This window comes from Mesorhizobium sp. LNHC252B00 (assembly GCF_000502955.1).
Taxonomy (GTDB): Bacteria; Pseudomonadota; Alphaproteobacteria; order Rhizobiales; family Rhizobiaceae; genus Mesorhizobium.
This window is the reverse complement of record NZ_AYWO01000001.1, coordinates 126,877-145,915: the sequence shown is the minus strand read 5'-3', so window position 1 is coordinate 145,915 and position 19,039 is coordinate 126,877. Positions and strand designations below refer to the sequence as shown.

13 protein-coding genes and 3 pseudogenes are annotated in these 19,039 nt (G+C 61.4%); 9 read left to right on the top strand and 7 right to left on the bottom strand.

What is annotated here, in order from left to right:
• Positions 1 to 108 precede the first annotated feature (108 nt).
• The 5 genes and pseudogenes from X744_RS168440 to X744_RS0135635 all read left to right on the top strand — a co-directional run bounded on the left by X744_RS168440 (position 109) and on the right by X744_RS0135635 (position 8,131).
• A complete protein-coding gene (locus tag X744_RS168440) occupies positions 109 to 1,860 on the top strand; it encodes a type I secretion system permease/ATPase (protein ID WP_050589458.1) in 1,752 nt (583 codons plus the stop codon).
• Between the two features lie 19 nt (positions 1,861 to 1,879).
• Positions 1,880 to 3,217, top strand: coding sequence for an HlyD family type I secretion periplasmic adaptor subunit (locus tag X744_RS168445; RefSeq protein WP_023756791.1), 1,338 nt, complete (start codon positions 1,880 to 1,882; stop codon positions 3,215 to 3,217).
• 326 nt (positions 3,218 to 3,543) lie between these two features.
• Positions 3,544 to 4,464, top strand: a pseudogene (locus tag X744_RS01000000169085) (IS110 family transposase); the annotation flags it as partial.
• A 629-nt stretch (positions 4,465 to 5,093) separates the two neighbouring features.
• On the top strand, positions 5,094 to 7,253 hold the full coding sequence (locus X744_RS168450; protein ID WP_245266361.1) for a DUF3363 domain-containing protein: 2,160 nt from the start codon (positions 5,094 to 5,096) through the stop codon (positions 7,251 to 7,253).
• A gap of 416 nt (positions 7,254 to 7,669) precedes the next feature.
• Positions 7,670 to 8,131, top strand: a complete 462-nt coding sequence (locus tag X744_RS0135635; protein WP_031259469.1) for a phage integrase N-terminal SAM-like domain-containing protein — start codon at positions 7,670 to 7,672, stop codon at positions 8,129 to 8,131.
• Here the strand turns inward: X744_RS0135635 and X744_RS1000000173365 are convergent.
• Positions 8,046 to 8,750, bottom strand: a complete 705-nt coding sequence (locus tag X744_RS1000000173365) for a hypothetical protein (protein WP_156938466.1) — start codon at positions 8,748 to 8,750, stop codon at positions 8,046 to 8,048. The genes X744_RS0135635 and X744_RS1000000173365 overlap by 86 nt on opposite strands.
• Positions 8,751 to 8,904: 154 nt before the next feature.
• Positions 8,905 to 9,141, bottom strand: coding sequence for a helix-turn-helix transcriptional regulator (locus X744_RS168455; RefSeq protein WP_023756785.1), 237 nt, complete (start codon positions 9,139 to 9,141; stop codon positions 8,905 to 8,907).
• Positions 9,142 to 9,292: 151 nt separating this feature from the next.
• Here X744_RS168455 and X744_RS168460 point away from each other — a divergent pair, with 151 nt between their 5' ends.
• Complete coding sequence (locus X744_RS168460; protein ID WP_023756784.1) at positions 9,293 to 9,997, top strand: hypothetical protein; 705 nt, start codon at positions 9,293 to 9,295, stop codon at positions 9,995 to 9,997.
• A gap of 198 nt (positions 9,998 to 10,195) precedes the next feature.
• Here X744_RS168460 and X744_RS0135625 read toward each other — a convergent pair.
• Together X744_RS0135625 and X744_RS0135620 are read right to left on the bottom strand one after the other, a co-directional pair.
• Positions 10,196 to 11,550: pseudogene (locus tag X744_RS0135625) on the bottom strand (IS1380 family transposase); the annotation flags it as partial.
• 427 nt (positions 11,551 to 11,977) lie between these two features.
• Positions 11,978 to 12,217, bottom strand: a complete 240-nt coding sequence (locus X744_RS0135620) for a hypothetical protein (protein WP_050589467.1) — start codon at positions 12,215 to 12,217, stop codon at positions 11,978 to 11,980.
• Between the two features lie 119 nt (positions 12,218 to 12,336).
• Between X744_RS0135620 and X744_RS01000000169080 the strand changes: the two are divergent.
• From X744_RS01000000169080 to X744_RS168470, 3 genes and pseudogenes are all read left to right on the top strand, one after another.
• Positions 12,337 to 14,705 (top strand): annotated as a pseudogene (locus X744_RS01000000169080) (hypothetical protein).
• Positions 14,706 to 14,869: 164 nt separating this feature from the next.
• Positions 14,870 to 15,484: a type IV toxin-antitoxin system AbiEi family antitoxin domain-containing protein gene (locus X744_RS168465; protein ID WP_031259459.1), complete on the top strand. Its 615-nt coding sequence runs from the start codon at positions 14,870 to 14,872 to the stop codon at positions 15,482 to 15,484.
• Positions 15,481 to 16,392, top strand: a complete 912-nt coding sequence (locus X744_RS168470; protein ID WP_023756782.1) for a nucleotidyl transferase AbiEii/AbiGii toxin family protein — start codon at positions 15,481 to 15,483, stop codon at positions 16,390 to 16,392. Before X744_RS168465 ends, X744_RS168470 begins: the two co-directional genes overlap by 4 nt.
• A 644-nt stretch (positions 16,393 to 17,036) precedes the next feature.
• Here the strand turns inward: X744_RS168470 and X744_RS168475 are convergent.
• The 3 genes from X744_RS168475 to X744_RS168480 form a co-directional block, all read right to left on the bottom strand.
• The gene (locus X744_RS168475) at positions 17,037 to 17,849 is read right to left on the bottom strand and encodes an SDR family oxidoreductase (protein ID WP_023756781.1); all 813 of its coding nucleotides are present in this window, start codon (positions 17,847 to 17,849) and stop codon (positions 17,037 to 17,039) included.
• Between the two features lie 17 nt (positions 17,850 to 17,866).
• Positions 17,867 to 18,316, bottom strand: a complete 450-nt coding sequence (locus X744_RS01000000169075; protein WP_245266359.1) for an SRPBCC domain-containing protein — start codon at positions 18,314 to 18,316, stop codon at positions 17,867 to 17,869.
• A gap of 78 nt (positions 18,317 to 18,394) precedes the next feature.
• Positions 18,395 to 18,994 (bottom strand): NADPH-dependent F420 reductase, encoded by a 600-nt coding sequence (locus X744_RS168480; protein ID WP_023756780.1) that lies wholly within the window; start codon positions 18,992 to 18,994, stop codon positions 18,395 to 18,397.
• Positions 18,995 to 19,039: the final 45 nt, after the last annotated feature.

Genomic DNA, 19,039 nt, shown 5'->3' with positions numbered 1-19,039 from the left:
AACACACGCGGCTCACCTCAGGGCGGCTGGTCGCAGATTCAGCTTACGAATTAAGGTTTATGACAGGAAAGGGAACCGATTGAGTGGGCGTTTGAAGGATTTGGTGTAATGTCGCTTACAGGTGTGCAATTGGACAGGGGGCGGTTCTCCGCTGAGTCATTGAGTCTCAACAGCAAAAGCAACATCGTCAAGGAAGCTCTGCTGGCGTGCCGCCATTATTTCCTGGTCGCGGCAGGGTTCAGTTTAGCGATCAACCTGCTCTACCTGGCCTCGCCGCTCTATATGCTGCAGATCTATGACCGGGTGGTCAGCAGCGGCAGCGAAACAACGCTGGTGATGCTTACGATTGTGCTGGTGGCTGCCTTCCTTGCCCTTGCCGGCCTCGATCTGGTGCGCGCCAGGATTCTGACTCGTGCCAGCGCTCGGCTCGACCGGCTGCTTTCGGCTAAGGTCGTCGCAGCCTCGCTCGAGGCCTCCTCGCCGGGTTCCTCGCTGAGTCAGCCGATCCGCGACTTCGACACGTTCCGGCAGGTCATTACCGGCAGCGGCATACATGCGCTGCTCGATCTACCCTGGTCGCCTATCTACATCGCCATCATCTTCCTGCTGCACCCTTGGCTGGGGTTCTTCGCGCTCGGGTCTTCGCTGCTCCTGATTGCGATGGCGGTCACCAATGAATTTCTGGTGCGCGGGCCGCTGAAGCAGGCCAACGACGTGGCAACGGCCAACTATGCCTTCACCGAGATGAGCCTCAGGAACGCGGAAGTCGTCCGCGCCATGGGAATGATCGACGGCCTCATCCGCCGCTGGGAACGCGATCGAAACCTGGCGCTTCGGCGTCAGGCGGACGCCAGCGACCGCGCCGCATTCATGTCCGGGTTGATCAGGTTTCTTCGGCTGACCATGCAGTCGCTCATCCTCGGCCTTGGCGCTTATCTGGTCATCGAACGGCAAACGAGCGCCGGCTCCATTTTCGCAGCAAGCCTTCTGCTGGGTCGGGGCCTCCAGCCGGTCGAGCAGATCGTCGGCGTGTGGCGCAGCCTTGTCCTGGCGCGCGGCGCGCTGGCGAGGGTTCGAAAGCTGGTCGAAGGGGATGTGCGCAACGACCGCTCGTTCAATCTGCCGAAGCCAACAGGCAAGATTTCGGTTGAGCAGGTGAGCTACGCGCTACCCAACCTGCAGAAGGTTCTGCTGCGGGACATCTCCTTCCGGCTCGAGGCCGGCGAGGCGCTCGGCATCATCGGCCCCTCGGGCGCGGGCAAATCCACCCTTGCCCGACACCTGGCTGGCGTCATGCAGCCCAGCCGGGGAACCGTCAGGCTGGACGGGGCCGACATGGCCCAGTGGGGTCGCGACGCGCTCGGTGATCACATCGGCTACCTGCCGCAGGACATCGAGCTCTTCTCCGACACGATCGCTGCGAACATTGGGCGGTTCAAGACCAACGTCGACCAGGAGGTGATCGAGGCCGCCCGCCTAGCCGGCGTGCATGACATGATCATCCGCTTGCCGCAGGGTTATGAGACACAGATCGGCGAAGGCGGCGCGGTGCTGTCGGGCGGGTACCGGCAGCGCATTGCCCTTGCCCGGGCGGTGTTCGGAACGCCGAACCTCATCATTCTCGACGAGCCGAGTTCCAATCTCGACGCCGATGGAGACCGCGCACTGAGCGAGTGCGCGATCGAACTCAAGCGCCGCGGCAGCACGCTGATTATTGTGTCGCACCGCCCCTCGACGCTCGCCAACGTCGACAAGATCCTTTTGCTGCGCGAGGGCGCCCTCGACGCCTTCGGCATGCGAAACGAGATCGTGGCGCTGCTCAACCAGCGTGCGGCTCCGATCGAGGTTGCAACGCAATGAGTCTGATCAGGAGAGATCGATGAGCGACGGCACCTTCGTCTATCGCAGCCTGCCAGGCGAAGCCGGCCCCACCGCCTCGGATTCGATCAGGGTGCCGGCTCTTGTGGGTCTGTTGATCATCCTTGGCTTCTTTGGCATTTTCGGCGGCTGGGCCGCCATCGCGCCGCTGAATGGCGCGGTGCTCGCGGACGCAGTCGTTAAGGTGGAGGGCAACCGCAAGAGCGTCCAGCACTTCGACGGCGGCACGGTGAAGGAGATACACGTAAAGGACGGCGACATCGTAAAGACGGGCGACATATTGCTGGTGCTAGACGACAGCAAAATCCGATCCGAGTTAAACCTCTATTCCCAGCAATATGCTATGTTGCGCGCGACGGATGCCCGCATCCGCGCAGAGCTCGACGGCAAGGAGGAAGTCGCTTTCCCGACGGACATGACCGCCGCACATCAGACTTATCTACAGGACGCGATGGCAAGTCAGATCGCCGACCTTGAAAGCCAGCGCGCCTCGATGGCAGGCGCCAGACAGATTCTGCAGAAGCGAATCGACGAACTCGATGAGCAAATCGACGGCAAGCAGCTGCGCGTCCAATCTTTTCGCGCGCAGCTGAAGTCCACCATCGAGGAGAAGGCAGGCCTCGACAAGCTCTTGAAGGCTGGATTGACGACGCGCACGCGTATCCTTGAGCTCGACCGCTCCGCGTCCGACCTGCAAGGCCTGATAGATGAGTCCCTGGGCGAGATCGCCGGGAACCATCAGAGCAAGGCCGAGCTTGTGAGCCAGATCGCACAGCTGACAAACGACCGCCGCGCCAAGCTCTCGGCAATGCTGATCGATACGCAGTCCAAGCTGGCGGACCTCGTACCCACGATGTTCGCGAGCCAGGCCGCCGTGGATCGCGCTATGGTCCGCTCGCCCTATGACGGCCAGGTGATGAACCTCAGCGTCTTCTCGACAGGTGCGATTGTCGCCCCCGGTCAGACGATCCTTGATATCGTGCCGACACGAAACTCGCTGGTCGTCCAGGCGCAGGTGCGCGTCGAGGATATATCAAGCCTGCGATCCGATATGATGGCGGAAGTGCGCTTTACATCTTACAAGCAGCGTTCCATTCCAATCATCCATGGGCGCGTCACCCGCATTTCGGCGGATCGCGTCACCGACAGCAAAACCGGATTCCCCTACTACATGGCCGATGTCGTGGTCGATCCGGCCGAACTTGCCGCAGCCCCGCAGATCGCGCTCTATCCCGGGATGCCTGCCTCGGTGATGATCGTCACAGAGGAGCGCACCGCCCTCGATTATATTCTAAGCCCGCTTGTTGCCTCAGTTCATTCCTCTTTCCGCCAGAAGTAGAGCCTGGTGCAGCAAATCACGAAACGTAGTCAGCGATCATTCCTATACTGCACCCGCAAGAGAGATGATGTCTGAAGCTCAGGGGTTGGGCGAATTAACTCTTTCAGCTGCTCCAGAGCCGGCGACTGGACCACGGTCTCATACGTCCGGCAAGCATATTAAGGGTCCTTGGTGCAGATCACGCGCGGCTGCGATGGGACCCAGAGCGATCGGACCGCTGCCCACGCGCCTGCTGTGGCGAAGCACGAAGGCCTTTTGGGTCGCTTCGGCGCATTCACAGCTCGAATGTCGTGATCGAGAGATCGCGCCAGCGACAGTAGACCAGCCACGAGGCCGGCTCGCTGTCGCCTTGGCTGCATCCGGAACTCAAGAAACTTGGCCTGCCGGCGATCTGCCTGGAGACGCAGCACGTGCGCGCCGCGCTGTCGGCGCAGCGCAACAAGACCGACATGCGCTCGGCATCGCCCACATCATGCGCACCGGCTGGTTCCGCCAGGCCTACATCAAGTCGGAGAGCTGCTACCGGACGAAGCTTCTGCTGACCCACCGGCGCAATCTGAAGGCCAAGTTTCTCGACCTGGAGAACGCCATCCGGCACTCGCTGAAGTCGTTCGGCATCCGCCTGGGCAAGGTCGGACGCGGCGCTTTCGAGCACGCGGTTCGCCAGGCTGTGGCCGACGATCCGCTGTCGGCCGAACTGATGGACGCCATGCTGTAGGCGCGCGCGGCGCTGTGGAAACAGTACTGCCGGCTGCACGATCTCGTCGTCAAAATGGTAGCGCGCAGCGAGCTGTGTCGACGCTTCATGGCGATCCCCGGCGTCGGCCCGGTGACGGCGCTCTCGTTCATGACGGCGATCGACGATCCCACACGCTTCCGCCGCTCTCGCGACGTCGCGGCCTACTTCGGGCTGACCTCGCGGCGCTGGCAGTCGGGCACCTCGATCGACGTTCAGGGCCGCCTCTCGAAGGCTGGCGATGCGGACGTGCGGCGCGCGCTCTACGAGGCGGCGTCGGGACTGATGACGCGCTTAGGGCAGGGACAAGGTCAAGAGCTGGGGCCGGGAGATCGCCAAACGCTCCTGCCACCGCAAGGCCTGTGTCGCGGTGGCGCGCAAGCTGGCGGTGATCATGCACGCGATGTGGAGCGACGGCACGTTCTATGTCGGCGACGCGGCTATGAGTGACACCGACGCCGCGCAACGCGCCCACATCAAGGATCGACGCCTGCTCGGAGCGCATCGATGAGCGGCGCGACGGCGGTTGAAACGCATGGCGCCCGCACGCTGACGGACGCCATCTGACACAAGGAGATCCGCCCCGGCGGATGAGAACCGATGCAGACCAGGAACGACGGAACGCACGTTATCTTGCCTGCGGCCGCGCCGACAATGAGACGGCCGGACCGCGCTCGATTGCCTGTGACGATGCTCCGTCAGTCCGATGGAAAAGTGCGCCACGACGGTTCGAGCGCTGCAACCATGCAGCCGAACAACACCGTCGCAGAGCGCGGAAGATTGCACGGCGCATCGGAACTCGACACCAGAACGCGGAATCGTGGCAGAGCATAGATTCGTATGTTATCGCATCCTGAAGGAGTAACGACGATGGTTACAAAGTATCGCAAAACACTACCGATTAAGATGGCAAGATAAAGCAAGCTTGCGCTCGCACCTCGCCTTGCTCGGTAAGTCGTTGTCTGCACATTGTTTTCGCCTGCGAAAACGGAGCTCCTTCTCGACTTTGAGATGTGTGTGCGGCGGCGGTAGTGCCGTTAACGCACTGGTGGTGCTCGCAAATCCGTTGCGCCGCTGCGATGTGTGATCCGACGTTTCCGCGCCACTGCCTGTCTTTGTACGCTGGAGCACTATCCGCGCTTGCGGCGTCTTGCAGAGCCTCAATCCGCCGCTGATCCTGCCGTCATGGTGGAGCGTGACGACAGAGATTTCCATGTCAGGCTTGGGCGTGTGCGAAGCGGCGGCACGCGCGTCAATCCGCGCTCGCTGCCGTTCACGACGCAGGTGAAGATCGCCGTGCGCAAGGCCGGCGGCAATCCAGGCAGGAGCGGTGGTTCGGCTGGGAGCAAGGGCGGCGGCCGGTTCAATGCCAGGGGACGCGGCGCCGGCATCGCCGCAGGCCTGTCGCGCGATGGCAGCGGTTGGGGCCGGGAAGGGAGCGGAAGCCGCTTCCGGGCGCGGCGGGTGATGGTCAAGGCACGCATAGTCAAGTTCGCGTCCCAGCATGGCGCGCGCGGCGCGAAGATGCGTGGCGTCTCAACCCGGGCGGTCGACGCGCATCTGCGTTATCTTGAGCGCGACGGAGTGGCGCGCGACGGCGAGAAGGGCCGGGTTTATACCGCGCTCGAGGACGGTCGCGATAGCGACGAGGGCAGGGCGTTCATCGAACGCTGCCGTGGTGACCGGCATCAGTTCCGCTTCATCATCGCACCCGAGGATGCCATCGAGATGGAAGACCTGCGCTCCTTCACCCGCGACCTCGTGCGACAGATGGAGAGCGATCTCGGAACCCGGCTAGACTGGATCGCCGTCGACCACCACAACACCGGCCATCCTCACACCCACATCTTGGTGCGCGGCGCGACCGATCAGGGCAGGGTGCTCAACATCGCCGGCGATTATATCGCTCACGGCATCCGCCATCGCGCTGGCGAGTTGGTGACGCTTGAGCTCGGACCGCAGACCGAGATCGATGTCGCCCACAAGCTGAGAGCGGAGGTGGAGGCAGAGCGGCTGACCCGCCTCGACCGGATGCTGCTTGCCGAGCAAGAGGAGCGTGGCATCGTCGACCTACGGATCGGCGTTAGCGAGACCTACACGTTCCGCGCCAACCGCCATCTCCTGATCGATCGGGCAAAGCGTCTGGAACACTACGGCCTCGCCTCCGAGACTGAACCCGGCCGTTGGATGATTGCCGGTGATGCCGAGCACGTCCTGCGCGGCCTCGGCATGCGCAATGACATCATCAAGACCATGCATCAGGCACTCGCCGACCACGGCATCGCCGAGGAGCGCGGCGCCAGCCAGTATTTCAGCCATGGCAGAGAGATCACCGAGCGTGTGATTGGACGGGTGCTGGCCAAGGGGCTTGCCGGCGACGGCATGGATGCCGGGCTCTATGTCGTCGTCGATGGCGTCGACGGCCGCACGCATTATCTTGAGACTGGCGATGACACAAGATTCGACGAGGTGAGGCGCGGCCACATCGTCGCCCTCGAGCCTGTCCCGGCAAAGGCAGAGCCACGCGCGGCCGATCTCAATATCCGCGACCTGGCAGCCGAGCACGGCGGCGTCTACCGGCCGAGCGAGCATCTGGAGGCAGCACGGCCACGGATCGAGCGCATCAACGGCGACCCCGATGCCTTCATCCGCGCGCACGTGCGCCGCCTTGAAGCGCTGCGGCGGGCCGGCATCGTCGAGCGTATCGATGCCGACCACTGGAAGATCCCCCAAGACATCACCGAGCAAGGTGCGGCCTACGATGCCCGCAACAGGGGCAGGGATTTTACGGTCCGCACGCTTTCCTTCCTCGACCTCGACAACCAGGTGACGAGCGACGGCGCGACCTGGCTCGACCGGGAACTGGCATCGGCAAACCGGACGCCGCTCGCACAGATCGGGTTCGGCCGGGAGGTCACTGACGCGACGGATCGGCGTCGCCAAAGTCTCGTCGACATGGGCCTTGCCGCTCGACTGGACGACGGCCGGATTCGGGCGCCCAAGGATCTACTGCAGCGGCTCGAGCAAACCGAGGTCGCCCGCGTCGGCCGTGTGATGGCGGCCGAGCGCGGGCTCAACTTCATTCGGGCCAAGCCGGGCGAATATGTCAGCGGCCGGCTGATCGGAGCGGCCGATCTCGCCTCCGGCCGCTTCGCCATGATTGACGACGGTGCTGGCTTCCAGCTCGTGCCTTGGCAGTCGGTTCTCGAAAAGCGCATTGGTCAGCACATCAGCGGGCTTGCCCGTGACAACGGCGGCATCGAATGGACCTTAGGCAGAAAGCGGGGGCTGGGGTTGTGATGGCTTAGAGATGACTAGTTTCTCAGCTACCGCGTCCATGTAGGTTCACTTCTGAACGCGCAAGATGCGCCAGGAACGGTCGGTCAATTGAGGTTTCTGGAATGGGGTGCTTATGGGCCGTGGAACGAACCCGCTGCGCGGGATAGGCGCGTGGGGTGAGGTAGAGATCAAGAACCGGTCGTCGCGCTCGCGTTGAGCGTCGTTCGGCTAGAGCAGAGCATGGCGAGCTTCTTCAACAAGGAGCCTGACCATGCACCATCCTATTCTCGATGCACGGATCAGCCCGCTGCGCCAGCGGCTGATCGACGACATGAACATGCGGCGTTTCTCACGCGAGACACAGCGCAACTATCTCCGCGATATCGGACGCCTGGCGACANAGAGTATGGCGGGCTTCTTCAACAAGGAGCGCGACCATGCACCATCTCATTCTCGATGCAGCGATCAGCCCGTTGCGCCAGCGGCTGATCGACGACATGAACATGCGGCGTTTCTCACGCGAGACACAGCGCAACTATCTCCGCGATATCGGACGCCTGGCGACATTCCTCGGGCGTTCACCAGACACAGCGACCGCCGACGACCTGCGCCGGTTCCAGATCGAGCAGCAGGATGACGGTGTTCCCGTGCCGACCATGAACAGCATCGTGTCGGCGTTGCGCTTCTTCTTCACGCATACGGTCGATCGTCCCGATCTGGCGCGCAAGCTCGTTCGTCTGGCGCACCCGCGCAAGCTGCCGGTGGTCCTGAGCCGCGACGAGGTCGCCCGGCTGCTCAACGCCACCACCTGCCTCAAGCACCAGGCCGCGCTCTCGGTCGCCTATGGCTCAGGGCTGCGCCTTTTGCGGCGACGAGTGAATGGCCAAAATTGGGGTTGAGGCCGTGAACAATTCCGTGGCGGAAAGGCAGTGTGATTGAGCTGCTATCCAACTTTCGGCGCGTCGAGCCGAAAAGGGCCAAGCCTTCTGACAGCCCGCCTGAGCCAGACGTTTGCGAGTCGAAGACCGGCGCGTCAGCTCCACCGGAGAATGGGTGCTTGGCGGTCATCGTCGTGCAGATGCCGTCGATAACAATGAGGATCAACGGAATAGCGGACAGGTAATCCTCCACAGCGGTCCGTTCGACCGCGCGCTCGTAGAGTTCGCCCCAACTTGCATAGTGAGACGTGTGATAGCGGTATCCGAGGAAGCAAAGATTGTCCGGATCAAGATGGTAAGCGGTGAGAATAGCCTCGCCCTCATTAACTTCCGCTGCAAGCGCTTTGGCCGCCGCATCGACGGACATCCGATCGTAGTTCACCCAACCAAGAGGGCTGTAAATTTCGGCGAACCGATCCCTATTGGCAAGCATGACCTTTACGCTCTCAACCTGTGCGTCAAGGTCCTGGAATTGCTTCCGCAGATCCGAATTGAAGAATCCAATCAGCTTTGCAAGAGGCTTCAGCGCTTCGAACTGTTGAAGGGTGAAATCGCCGGGCGGTTTTGGCTTATCCGTCACGAGTAGTTTCCCGCTTTTCTATAAGCTCCCGGCGTCGCGTGAGGAAAAGACAGCAATGATGCTCCAAATTTTCTCCAGCGCAAAGCGACCGTCAATGTCTCAGCAGAAGTAAGTCGTCTTTGGGTCAAACTTACCCTTTGCTGCCAAGGACAGGCTAGACGTCCTCGGATCGGCGCGCCAGTCGAACACCAGCGCCGCCACCGTTCTCCGGAATGAATTCGATCCCGGCCGCTTCGAAGACCGCACGAATTGCAGCGATGGTTGAATTCTTTAGCTGTTCGCCTCTTTCCAACCGCGCGATGGTATCGGGAGATACGTTTGCATTCAGGGCTAGCTCTCGAGTTCCCCAGCCCAACGCGACACGTGCCATCTTGCATTGAACTGCATTCATTTCGTAACCGTGATACGATTCTTGTTGATCCATTGCCGCTTTTTCAATATCGTACCTCTGATACGATTTTTCGCTTGAAAGCGGCCGCTGTTGGTGTGCCAACCACCCCTCAGCAGCCCGACCACAACCCAAGCTGATTGGAGCTCGGATCATGGCTGATTCCGACAATAGCATGACTCTGCCTTTCGTCACCCGCAGGCGAGTGCTTGTGGGAGGGATGATCACGTCCATCGCTTTGGTGCTTGAGAAAAGTGCGCTTGCCGGCAACGTTGCTGCAACGAGTGCGCTCCCCGACCCAGCGCTGACGCTTTGGCGGGAATGGGAGACAGCCTACAAGCTGAGCGAGCGGCTTTGCCGCAGCCAGCAGCGCCTGGAGACGAGGCTTGTCGAGAGCATCGGCTTTCCTGGTGTGACCGTCCGCCTGCCCGAGGGTGAGGACGTAATGGTCCACTCGATCGGGGCGCTGAATGAGGTGCTCGGCAAAGGGCCGGATATGGCGGCTCTCCGCGAGAAGGCCGCATCTGATCTCGCGGCACAACAGGCACGCTGGGATGCGGCCGCCGAGGAGGCCGGTTACACCGCCGCGCTCAGAGCCGAGCGCGAGGCTGGCGAGCGGGCGGAGGACCTGCTGGAAGCGTTTTCTACTACGCCTGCCACCACCCTCGCTGGTGTGGCAGGCAAGCTCGATGCCGTGTTGCGCGTGGGCGAGGCCTGGGAGGAATGCTCCGAGTTCCCGTGGCCGCAAATCCGCTCGGCGCTTAGCGATTTGGTGCGCATCGCCCCGCAGATGATGCCGGAACAGTTCGTTCACGACCTTCAGGCACGGACCATTTTTCCAAGGCGTCGTCGCGGCTGAAGGCGGGTGCGGAAACAGCAGCCAGCGCGGTGGCCGCGGAGCTTAGCCCGGATATCTCACACAGTCTTTCGGCGCGAGGCTGGCGGCAGCGATTTTGCCGGCGCTTGAGCTGCGGGCAAGGGATGTCGGCCGCTTGGAGCGGTTGGTGTTGGTTCGGCGCTGTTTCCTTGCTGTTGACGGGAAGGGTGGATGGGCCGTGGCGGCTGCCGAGAGCCGGGCATAGGTCAGGGCCCATTCGCGCTGGAAGGGACAGGCGGAGTTCATGGCCAGCTTGATGCGGCGTACCGAGACGCTGACCAGGGCGCCAATCTTGAACAGCTTGAGACGGATGGTGGCGCAGCTTGCCCTGGCGAGCCGTGTGTCCACCAGGCCGATGCGGCGCAACGCGCAGATCAGCACATAGGCCATCGAGGCGAACCAGAGCCTGAGCTGGTTGGCGCGCAGGGTGGCGGCAGAGGTGCGGTCGGCAAACAGGTCGAGCTGGCATTCCTTGATGCGGTTTTCCATCTCGCCGCGGGCGCAGTAGAGGTCCTCGTAGAGGCATTGCGCCGGCCAGGCCTCGGCGTCGAGCGAGGTGACGACAAAGCGCGGGTTGGCCTCGCCTTGCGTCCACTCGGCCTTGGCCACGACCCGGCGCCGGCCGCTCCAGCTCTTGCGCGTGGTCCACAGGAAGTCCTTGAAGCGGCGGGCGGGCCGGCTGGTGAGGGCACTCTCTGCCTTGGCCTCCTCCAGTTCAGCCGCGATGTGGCGGACCAGCCGAACATTGCGGGCCAGGCCGAACAGGTAGTCGACGGCGTTGGTTTCGCACCAGGCCATCAGCTCCTCGCGGGCGAAGCCGGAATCGGCGCGCAGCACGATGCGGACCTGGGGCCAACGCTCACGCAGCTGGCGCACGATGCGCTCGATCTCCTGAACCGCGCCGGCGGCCGCGTCGATGTTGGCGGGCCGCAGCTTGGCGCACAAAAGGTGATCGCCGCAGAAGATGTAGAGCGGCAGGTAGCAGTAGTTGCCGTAGTAGCCGTGGAAGAACCGCCCCTCCTGGTTGCCGTGCAGGGGATCGTCCGTGGCATCCAGATCCAGCACGATCTCTTCGGGCGGGGCGGCGTGCGCACCCATGAACAAATCGACGAACAGCGCCTCGATCGCCGCCGGATCGTGGCTGATCTTGTGATAGCGCGAAGGCTGCGGCCGGCTCAGCTCCAGCCGGTTGAGCGTCGACTTGCCGGCCACGGCCGCGCATTTCTTGTGACGGCGCGCCGTGAGCTTGCCGGCCAGCACCGCCAGCACCGGATCATGGCGCAACTCGTCATGATCGTTCAGATCTTCATAGCCAAGCGCGAGCGCTAAGATGCGCTGACCGACCAGCGTCTTCACCTCATGCTCGATCAGTGCCGGACGGCGGGCATCCACGAAGCAGCGGGCAAAGCGGCCGACCAGCCCGATCGCCCGGTCCGTCANTCGGAGGTGATCGTTCCACCGTCAAAACCGGCCACGACGGCACGCCTTTCAACAGGTGCAAAATCAAACCGTTCCGGTATACACTCTGTTTGCATCGGGGAATACCTCTGCTCAAGGTAAGTCTTTGTCGCAGAAGCATTTTCCTTGATTCGGAGCCCCGATGCACTTCAACTGTGTGAGATATCCGGGTTAGGACGCCGACGGGCCGGCACAGAAGCACCGATTCTGGTTTCGGGTATTCGCTTGTCTTCAGGTAAGGTTCGCCCCATTCCGAAGCCGAAGTACCGCCGGGCAGGCTCGTCCAGTCTCTACCCAGCAGGGGAAATTATGTCCTGTCAGCGAACTGCCTGCTTGTCGAGAAGCCGGACTGATGCCAGCCCGTCAAGGTCAGAGCCGCTTCGCCGCGGCACGTACCGCGCCAACCTTGACCAGGCGCTTCGTCCCGGCGAACGCTTGGGAAAGCGGGCGAGGCTCCGGCACGAGCGACACCGCTCCACTCCACAGGGCGCGCCAGTCCGGCAGTTAGTCACTCTTCATCGTCGCCTTCCCTTTGCCGGCCCGCTTCAGAGTTTTGAAAGCGTTGGGGATGTCTGCACGAGAATCCCATTCCTCAAAGTAGCTCTCCATTCGGAGTGCCGAAAGCTTTTCGGTAACAGCCACGTTGCTGAGTTGGTTGAGCGGCAAGCCTTCGGGCGCGGCAACACTGCGGTCGGCGCGTTCTCGCCACGGGCGCGACCCGGCGGGCGTTTCGATCCAGCTCATTTCAACAGGTTGCGACATTTCTGTTAGGCGTCATTCCGTCGAGCCTCCCAAGCGACAAGAATCGGGTATGTGCGCGTACTCCTTCGTCGCCGACCCCGACAACCACATAGCCTACACGCATGACTAAAAATTCGCATACCAGACTAATCTCACGAAAAACCACTGATTTCTGCCGTCTCCGTCTTGACCCTGTACTCCCTCCCCAAGAAAGCGCGCGCGTCAGAGAGTTTCTACTCCACCTCATCTCCAGCGCTCAAACTCCGCCTCTAAAACTCCGGGGCTATGACTGGCAAGAAATTAGCTTTCAATGCGGCCTCGACGACAGCGCGATGCGAGCCGCCAGGGTTGCAATCGAGCGAGCTTTGGATGCAATCGTTCGAAACACGAACGCTTCGCCGATGCGGATGACCATCGGCGGTACCCGCAAAGCCAAAAACGAACGTCCCCAGCGAGGCCGTCCACAGTTGGAACCTTCGAAGGCGTCCACAGCAAGCCGCGACAGAAACGTCGACCAGCTAGGAGCCACGGCGGCAGGGGCCCGGCAGAAGCCCGGCATCAAACCGCGCGATATCGAGGAGTTCCCGGCGCCTCTTTTCGAGGAGGCGTTTGATCCACCGACCTTTCAGACGGCGCTGGATTTCCAGATGCGCCGTCATGGCGACAGCTATTGGCACCTCCATCGAGCTGTTGTCCGAGACGACGAGAGTCTCGACCGCTCCACGATTCGTCATTGGCTGCAGGGATCAAAATCGCCGCGCAGCGTGGCGAGCATGGAAGTGCTAGCTCGGATCGAGCGTCGTTATCGTCTTGCGGCAGGGTATTTTAAAGCGAAACTCCCGTTTCAGACCCGTTCCGCCTCCGGCCACATTCTCGATGACATCGGCTCGGCTGAACGCCGTCGGCTTGCGTGGCATTTGCCTGATAATTTCAACACGCGTTCGCCCGAGGAACAGGAGGAGATCCTGGAATGGGTACGTCGTGTGATTATCAGCGGGTCAACTGACTACCGGCGCTTCCAGGCGGCTGCGCTGAAACAGCGTTACGCCATCCGCTTCCCGGGCATCACATATGGTCAGTCAGATGCTGCCAATGACGGCTATCGAGTTCGAAGCGAGCAGCATGATGATCGTGCTTCGTTCACCGACCCCGACCTGATGTCCGGCGTCATAGACGCCCCGTCTGCGCTTGCCATGGAAATGGCCGATCTGATCCGCTTCAAGACCGCGACACTCACTGCGTTCGGTCTGCAGCGAAACGGTGTTTGGGGCGAGGAGACGGCATNGAGACGGCATCGCAGAAGGTCGAGCATCTCGGTTTGATGTTTGGTGCGTTGGCTGCGCATCCGCGCGGACCAGTACGCGGCTACGGCGTGCCAACGCAGCATTTGACCTTCGGCCTGCTCGTCTTCCCTTCCGTCTGGGACTGGTACGTGCAATGGCGCGAGAGGCGGCGCGGTTTCTACACTGCATGGGAGGTGGACATGCTGCGAATTTCCCTCGCTCTTACTCGCAAAGAGACGGGCTGGCTGAGGCAACAACCTCAATTGGCGTCGCGAGTCTGCCCCATCGCCGGACTGGTTTCACAGGCCGACATTGACCGCGCCCGCGATGACTGGCAGGACGCCTGCGATGTCTACTTCAAGCATGCCTCCTCCCGCGTGAAGGAGATCCAGCGGGTCGCTCGCGTGCATCGTGATCCTTTTGAACCAATCATGCCTGTGCTGGAGGCCGATAGCCCGGTCGGTGAGTATCGAAAGATTACTGAAGAGGTTCTTCGGCTCATGCCCGATGAGCGCTTTCATCGCCGTCCTGCAGCCGAGGCAGTCCGCTCGTTCCTGATGCTTCGGTTCGGGCTGCATCTTGGGTTGCGGCAGAAGAATCTGCGTCAGCTGATGGTCAGTGAACGCGGGAGACCGCCGCGGTCCGAGCGCCAGCTAGCCGACATGAAGCGAGGCGAACTCCGCTGGAGCGAACGCGAAAAGGGCTGGGAGGTGCTTATTCCTTCAGTCGCATTCAAGAATGCAAACTCATCCTATTTCGGGAGCAAGCCATTTCGGCTCCTGCTGCCGAACCTGGGGGGTCTCTACGAGCATATTGATGCCTATGTCGATCGCCATCGGCGAGTGCTGCTTGGAAGCGAAGAAGACCCCGGCACCTTCTTCGTCAAAACGGTGAAGGCGACCAGCAAAGACGCCGCATACGATCGAAACACATTCTATGAGGCATGGCGCCTGACTATCCAACGATATGGCATCTACAACCCGTATACGCAGCGCGGCGCGATCGCCGGCCTTCTGCCTCACGGCCCGCACAATGTTCGCGACGTGCTGGCTACGCACATCCTGAAGCAGACCGGGTCATATGAACAGGCAAGCTACGCGATTCAGGACACACCCGACATGGTGGCGCACCACTACGGTCGTTTCTTGCCGCAGGACAAGGCTGCGCTCGCCGCGCGGATTTTGAACCAAGTATGGCAGGCCGCGTAAACAGCATCAGTCTGAAAGCCACTTCGGACAGCCGATGTCCAGCCAGCCGTCGTCCAGTTGTGTGCGTTAAGTTCTGCAAAATGGCGTGGCAGTAGCTGTCACGTCGGCGCTGTTATAAATCCTTGTATATTGCAAATTAAGACCGAGGGTTTATAACGTGCATTATGATTGCCCAGACCCACCGAGATCGCGCCCTGGAGGTCGCACGACGACAAGGAATCGCGCGGGGTCGCGATTTCGATGCCGCCGGCGTGCCGCGCGTCTACCTGCAAAGGCTGCGCGACGAGGGAATTCTCCAGCAGGTCGGTCGTGGTCTCTATAGACTGGCGAATGTTGAGGTCGCCAGTGCCACCAGCCTGGCTGAAGCCGCACGTATACAGCCAAAAGGGGTCATCGGCCTGCTGTCGGCGCTGCAATTCCACAACCTCACGACCCAGACGCCGCAGGCTGTGTGGATGCTGCTCGGGCCAAAGGACTGGGCGCCGACCAATCCCTCGGTCTCGCTGAAGATCGTCCGCGCCAGCGGTGAGGCGCTGACGGCCGGCATAGAGACTCATCAGATCGACGGCGTGCCTGTGCCGATCACCTCGCCAGCGAAGACCGTCGCCGACTGCTTCAAGCACCGCAACAAAATCGGCCTCGATGTTGCGATCGAGGCGCTGCGGGACCTCATCAGATCGCGAAAGGGGCGGGCAGGGCTGAACGAGCTTTGGCGTTACGCTGAGATCGACCGCGTCCAGACCGTGATGCGCCCCTACATCGAGGCCATGGTTTCATGAAGGCGCCGAAGAATATCGGCGTTTCTGTACGCGACCGGCTGACCCAGCGTGCTCGCGAACGTCGTGAGAACGCCCAGTTGCTCATGACGCGTTATGCCATCGAGCGTGTGCTCTATCGTCTGAGTTTTTCGCCGTACCGGGATCGCTTCGTCCTCAAGGGTGCGATGCTGTTCAGCCTGTGGGCGCCTGTGCCCTACCGTGCCACTGGCGACCTTGATCTCCTCGGTTTTGGAGAGAACGCACCTGATACCGTCGCCGCCGTATTTGCGGAAATCCTGGCCACACAGGTTGAAGATGATGGGGTAATCTTCCGGCCCGAGACGCTTCGTGCCGCCGCCGCACGCGAGGAAGACGAATATGCTGGCGTGCGGTTGGACTTCGTTGCCGAACTCGCTGGCGCGCGCCTGCCCATGCATGTTGACATCGGATATGGCGATGCGATCACACCGGACCCGGTCGACATCGAATATCCCTCGCTTTTGGGGCAACCGACGCCGCACCTTAGAGCCTATCCACCTGAAACTGTTGTGGCGGAGAAGTTCCAGGCCATGGTGGCGCTCGACATGCTCAATTCGCGAATGAAGGATTTTTTCGACCTCTGGGCCATCGCGGGCGCCTTCGCCTTTGAAGGAGAGGTTCTGGCGCGGGCGATCCAGACGACCTTCGAGCGCCGTGAAACGCCGCTTCCCACCGAGACGCCATCGGCGCTAACGGCGGGCTTCGCCGAGGCAAAGCAAGTCCAGTGGGCGGCGTTTCTGAGGCGGACCGAGGTCGCCCTCGCACACGAACCACTTTCGGAAATCCAGGCGCGTATCGCCGAGCTTGTCATGCCGCCCGCGATCGCAGCGGCGGAGGCTGCGCCTTTCAATGCGCGTTGGGCGGCAGGCGGTCCCTGGGTCGACGGATAAGCATTTCAAGATTTCGAATAGAACTCTACGTGCAACCACGCAGAGCCATGCGCACCATCAATGCAGCCAGTGCCGAAACTCCAATGGCATTTGTTCTCTAAGCGAGATATCGTTTGATGACGGTACTTTTAGAGGCAGATTCGGGCGCGTCGCCAGACGTCGCGAAGGGCATAAATCACCCGATTGGTCTCGATAGTTGGTGAAACCTCAAAATATTTTTTTCGGCGATTTTCCCTTTAAAATCAAAAGCGTAACTTTTTGACGGCCCGTAAGTCGGTTTTCTGTGCCGCAAGCAAGAAAAAACCCAGTTAGATCAATGGCCTAGCTGGGTTGGAGACAATTGAGTGGGAGTAAGGGGTCAGCGTACTCCGGAGTGCCGGCGTAGTTTTTTGCAGAAAAAACAATGAGTTGCGATTTATATCATTCACTATCGCCGCTGCACGAGACGAGCGCATGGCCGCCGAGCACAGCGGGGACGGCGCCGTAGCTGAATACGTTCTCGTGCTTCGCATAGTTTCAGAGTGCTCCCGCAATACGTGGATCATGCACATGCCGTGCGGCAGATCCCTGTAGACTTCAGCATGCCATGCTTCAGCAGCTTGGCTGACAGCGGACCCGAGTTGGCGAACGGAACAATCGTCCTGCTACGCGACGAAGCGGACCACGCCACCATCCACCCGCAAAGCCGCGCCGGTGGTCGCCGAAGCCTGCTCCGAGCATGTGTAGATGACCATGTTGGCCACCTCATCGGTGGTCGCGAAGCGGTGGATGAGGCTCGTCGGACGCATCGCCTGCAGGAAACCCTGCTCGGCTTCGTGCTGCGTGATTCCATTTGCGTCAGCCTGTTTCGCCATGAAGTTGCCCAGGATCTCAGAGCGGGTAGGTCCCGGCAGGACGGCGTTGACGGTGACGCCCGTGCCCGCGACCGCCTCGGCAAGTCCGCGTGAGACCGCGAGTTGAGCGGTCTTGGTCATGCCATAGTCGAGCATTTCCTTAGGGATGTTGACTGCGGATTCGCTACTTATGAACACGACGCGGCCCCAGCCTTTCGCCACCATCCGCGGCAGGTAATGACGGCTCGCGCGCACGCCACTCATTACGTTCAACTGAAAGAGGTCAAGCCAATCCTCATCGGGGATATTTGCGATATCCTCGACGCCGTTGTAGCCCCGGATATGTGCTGTACCGACGTTGTTCACAAGGATATCGGCGTCCGGCGCATGCGCGATCAAGGCCTTTGCCCCCTCCGCTGTCGCAAGATCAGCGGCGATACCCGAGATGTCGCTGCCGGGGAAGGCCTGCCGCATCTGCCGCACCGCCTCATCGACCCGAGCGTTTCCACGGCCGTTGACGACGACCGATGCACCGGCACGCGCCAACCCCTCCGCCGTCGCGCGGCCGATACCGGCGGTGGATCCGGTAACAATGGCCTTGCGGCCTTTGAGTTCGATATTCATCTCATTCATCTCCAAAATTAAATAGGAAGCGCAATCAATCCACTGTCGTCTTCGCTGCTTCCGCCTCCGCTGCGTGGGCGAGGCTTTCGACCCAGTCTTGGTGATACCGGTAGAGTGTCGCCGGGATGTTTGCGCCAAAGCTCATCGAGGAAGGAGGGGCCCTGCTGCGTTTCCTCGGTCAGCATATGGCAGCCATGGTCCGTAGGCGTGATGACCCAGCCATGGTATGCGCTTGAGCCGGTCTCGTCACCATCAACTGTCGTCGCCCATGCGAGCCTGCGAAGGGGCTCGCATTCCGTCACGACCAGACTCATCGGAAATCCAACCGTCACACGCTGTATCGCGTTCCGAGCGCCAGTTCCGGCTCCCCCCGTCAGAATCTTGACCTGATCCTCGGAGGCAAAGTAGCTCGACCAATTCTCGGCTTCGACGAGCAGCTTCCAGACCGCTTCAGGCGGCGTCTTCACGTCAATGTCGTTGAGGCGTAGATGGCCGACGTTTTCGGATCGTATCGCTCGGTGCCAAGTCACACGGTCTTAGATCGACTACTGCTCCTTCTTGAACAAATCCTGGAAGATGAGCTGGCCCCAAGTGCGGCCGCGTGCGTGTACCAGCGCGCCACCCTCGTTGAGCTTTCCCAACTTGACGGGTGCGAACCCGAGTTGTTTGGCCAAGGCCGCTACGGGAGCGATCGCGTCCTCGTCGTCGCTCGACAGAAAGTCGACCCGGTGCCCGCCCTCGACGATCGGATCGGCAGCCAGGGTGACCGCAACGAGGTGATTGAAACCTTTTACGAGCTTGGCGCCGGTGAACCCCTTCGCGACGAATGCGGAGGACGGGAGGCCGTCCAGCTCTTCAGGGACAGGAAACGCGTTCATTGCGTCGATGACCGTCTTGCCTTTCCAGTTCGGCAGGGCTTTCGCAACCTCGCGATGCTCCCCGAACGGGACCGCCAAGATGATTGTGTCGGCCTCGAGTGCTTCCTGCAGCGACTTGGCGACGACCGTGGGTCCAATCGCCCGAACCTGCGGCACCAACGCCTCTGGCGGCCGGCGGCTCGCGACGGTCACGTCTATGTTTTTACGGGCAAACGCCCTGGCCAAAGCCTGGCCGATATTGCCGAAACCGATAATTGCGTAGCTCATATTTGTCCTCCTTGGGTTTATCACGCCGTGCGGCGCTCCGAACGA

What these genes read in the sequence shown, in the direction of transcription:
- X744_RS168480 (WP_023756780.1), bottom strand. Translation starts at nt 18,994, where the DNA reads ATGAGCTACGCAATTATCGGTTTCGGCAATATCGGCCAGGCTTTGGCC.
- X744_RS168470 (WP_023756782.1), top strand. Translation starts at nt 15,481, where the DNA reads ATGAAGGCGCCGAAGAATATCGGCGTTTCTGTACGCGACCGGCTGACC.
- X744_RS168465 (WP_031259459.1), top strand. Translation starts at nt 14,870, where the DNA reads ATGATTGCCCAGACCCACCGAGATCGCGCCCTGGAGGTCGCACGACGA.
- X744_RS168460 (WP_023756784.1), top strand. Translation starts at nt 9,293, where the DNA reads ATGGCTGATTCCGACAATAGCATGACTCTGCCTTTCGTCACCCGCAGG.
- X744_RS168475 (WP_023756781.1), bottom strand. Translation starts at nt 17,849, where the DNA reads ATGAATATCGAACTCAAAGGCCGCAAGGCCATTGTTACCGGATCCACC.
- X744_RS168445 (WP_023756791.1), top strand. Translation starts at nt 1,880, where the DNA reads ATGAGCGACGGCACCTTCGTCTATCGCAGCCTGCCAGGCGAAGCCGGC.
- X744_RS168455 (WP_023756785.1), bottom strand. Translation starts at nt 9,141, where the DNA reads ATGAATGCAGTTCAATGCAAGATGGCACGTGTCGCGTTGGGCTGGGGA.
- X744_RS0135620 (WP_050589467.1), bottom strand. Translation starts at nt 12,217, where the DNA reads ATGAGCTGGATCGAAACGCCCGCCGGGTCGCGCCCGTGGCGAGAACGC.
- X744_RS168440 (WP_050589458.1), top strand. Translation starts at nt 109, where the DNA reads ATGTCGCTTACAGGTGTGCAATTGGACAGGGGGCGGTTCTCCGCTGAG.
- X744_RS0135635 (WP_031259469.1), top strand. Translation starts at nt 7,670, where the DNA reads ATGCACCATCTCATTCTCGATGCAGCGATCAGCCCGTTGCGCCAGCGG.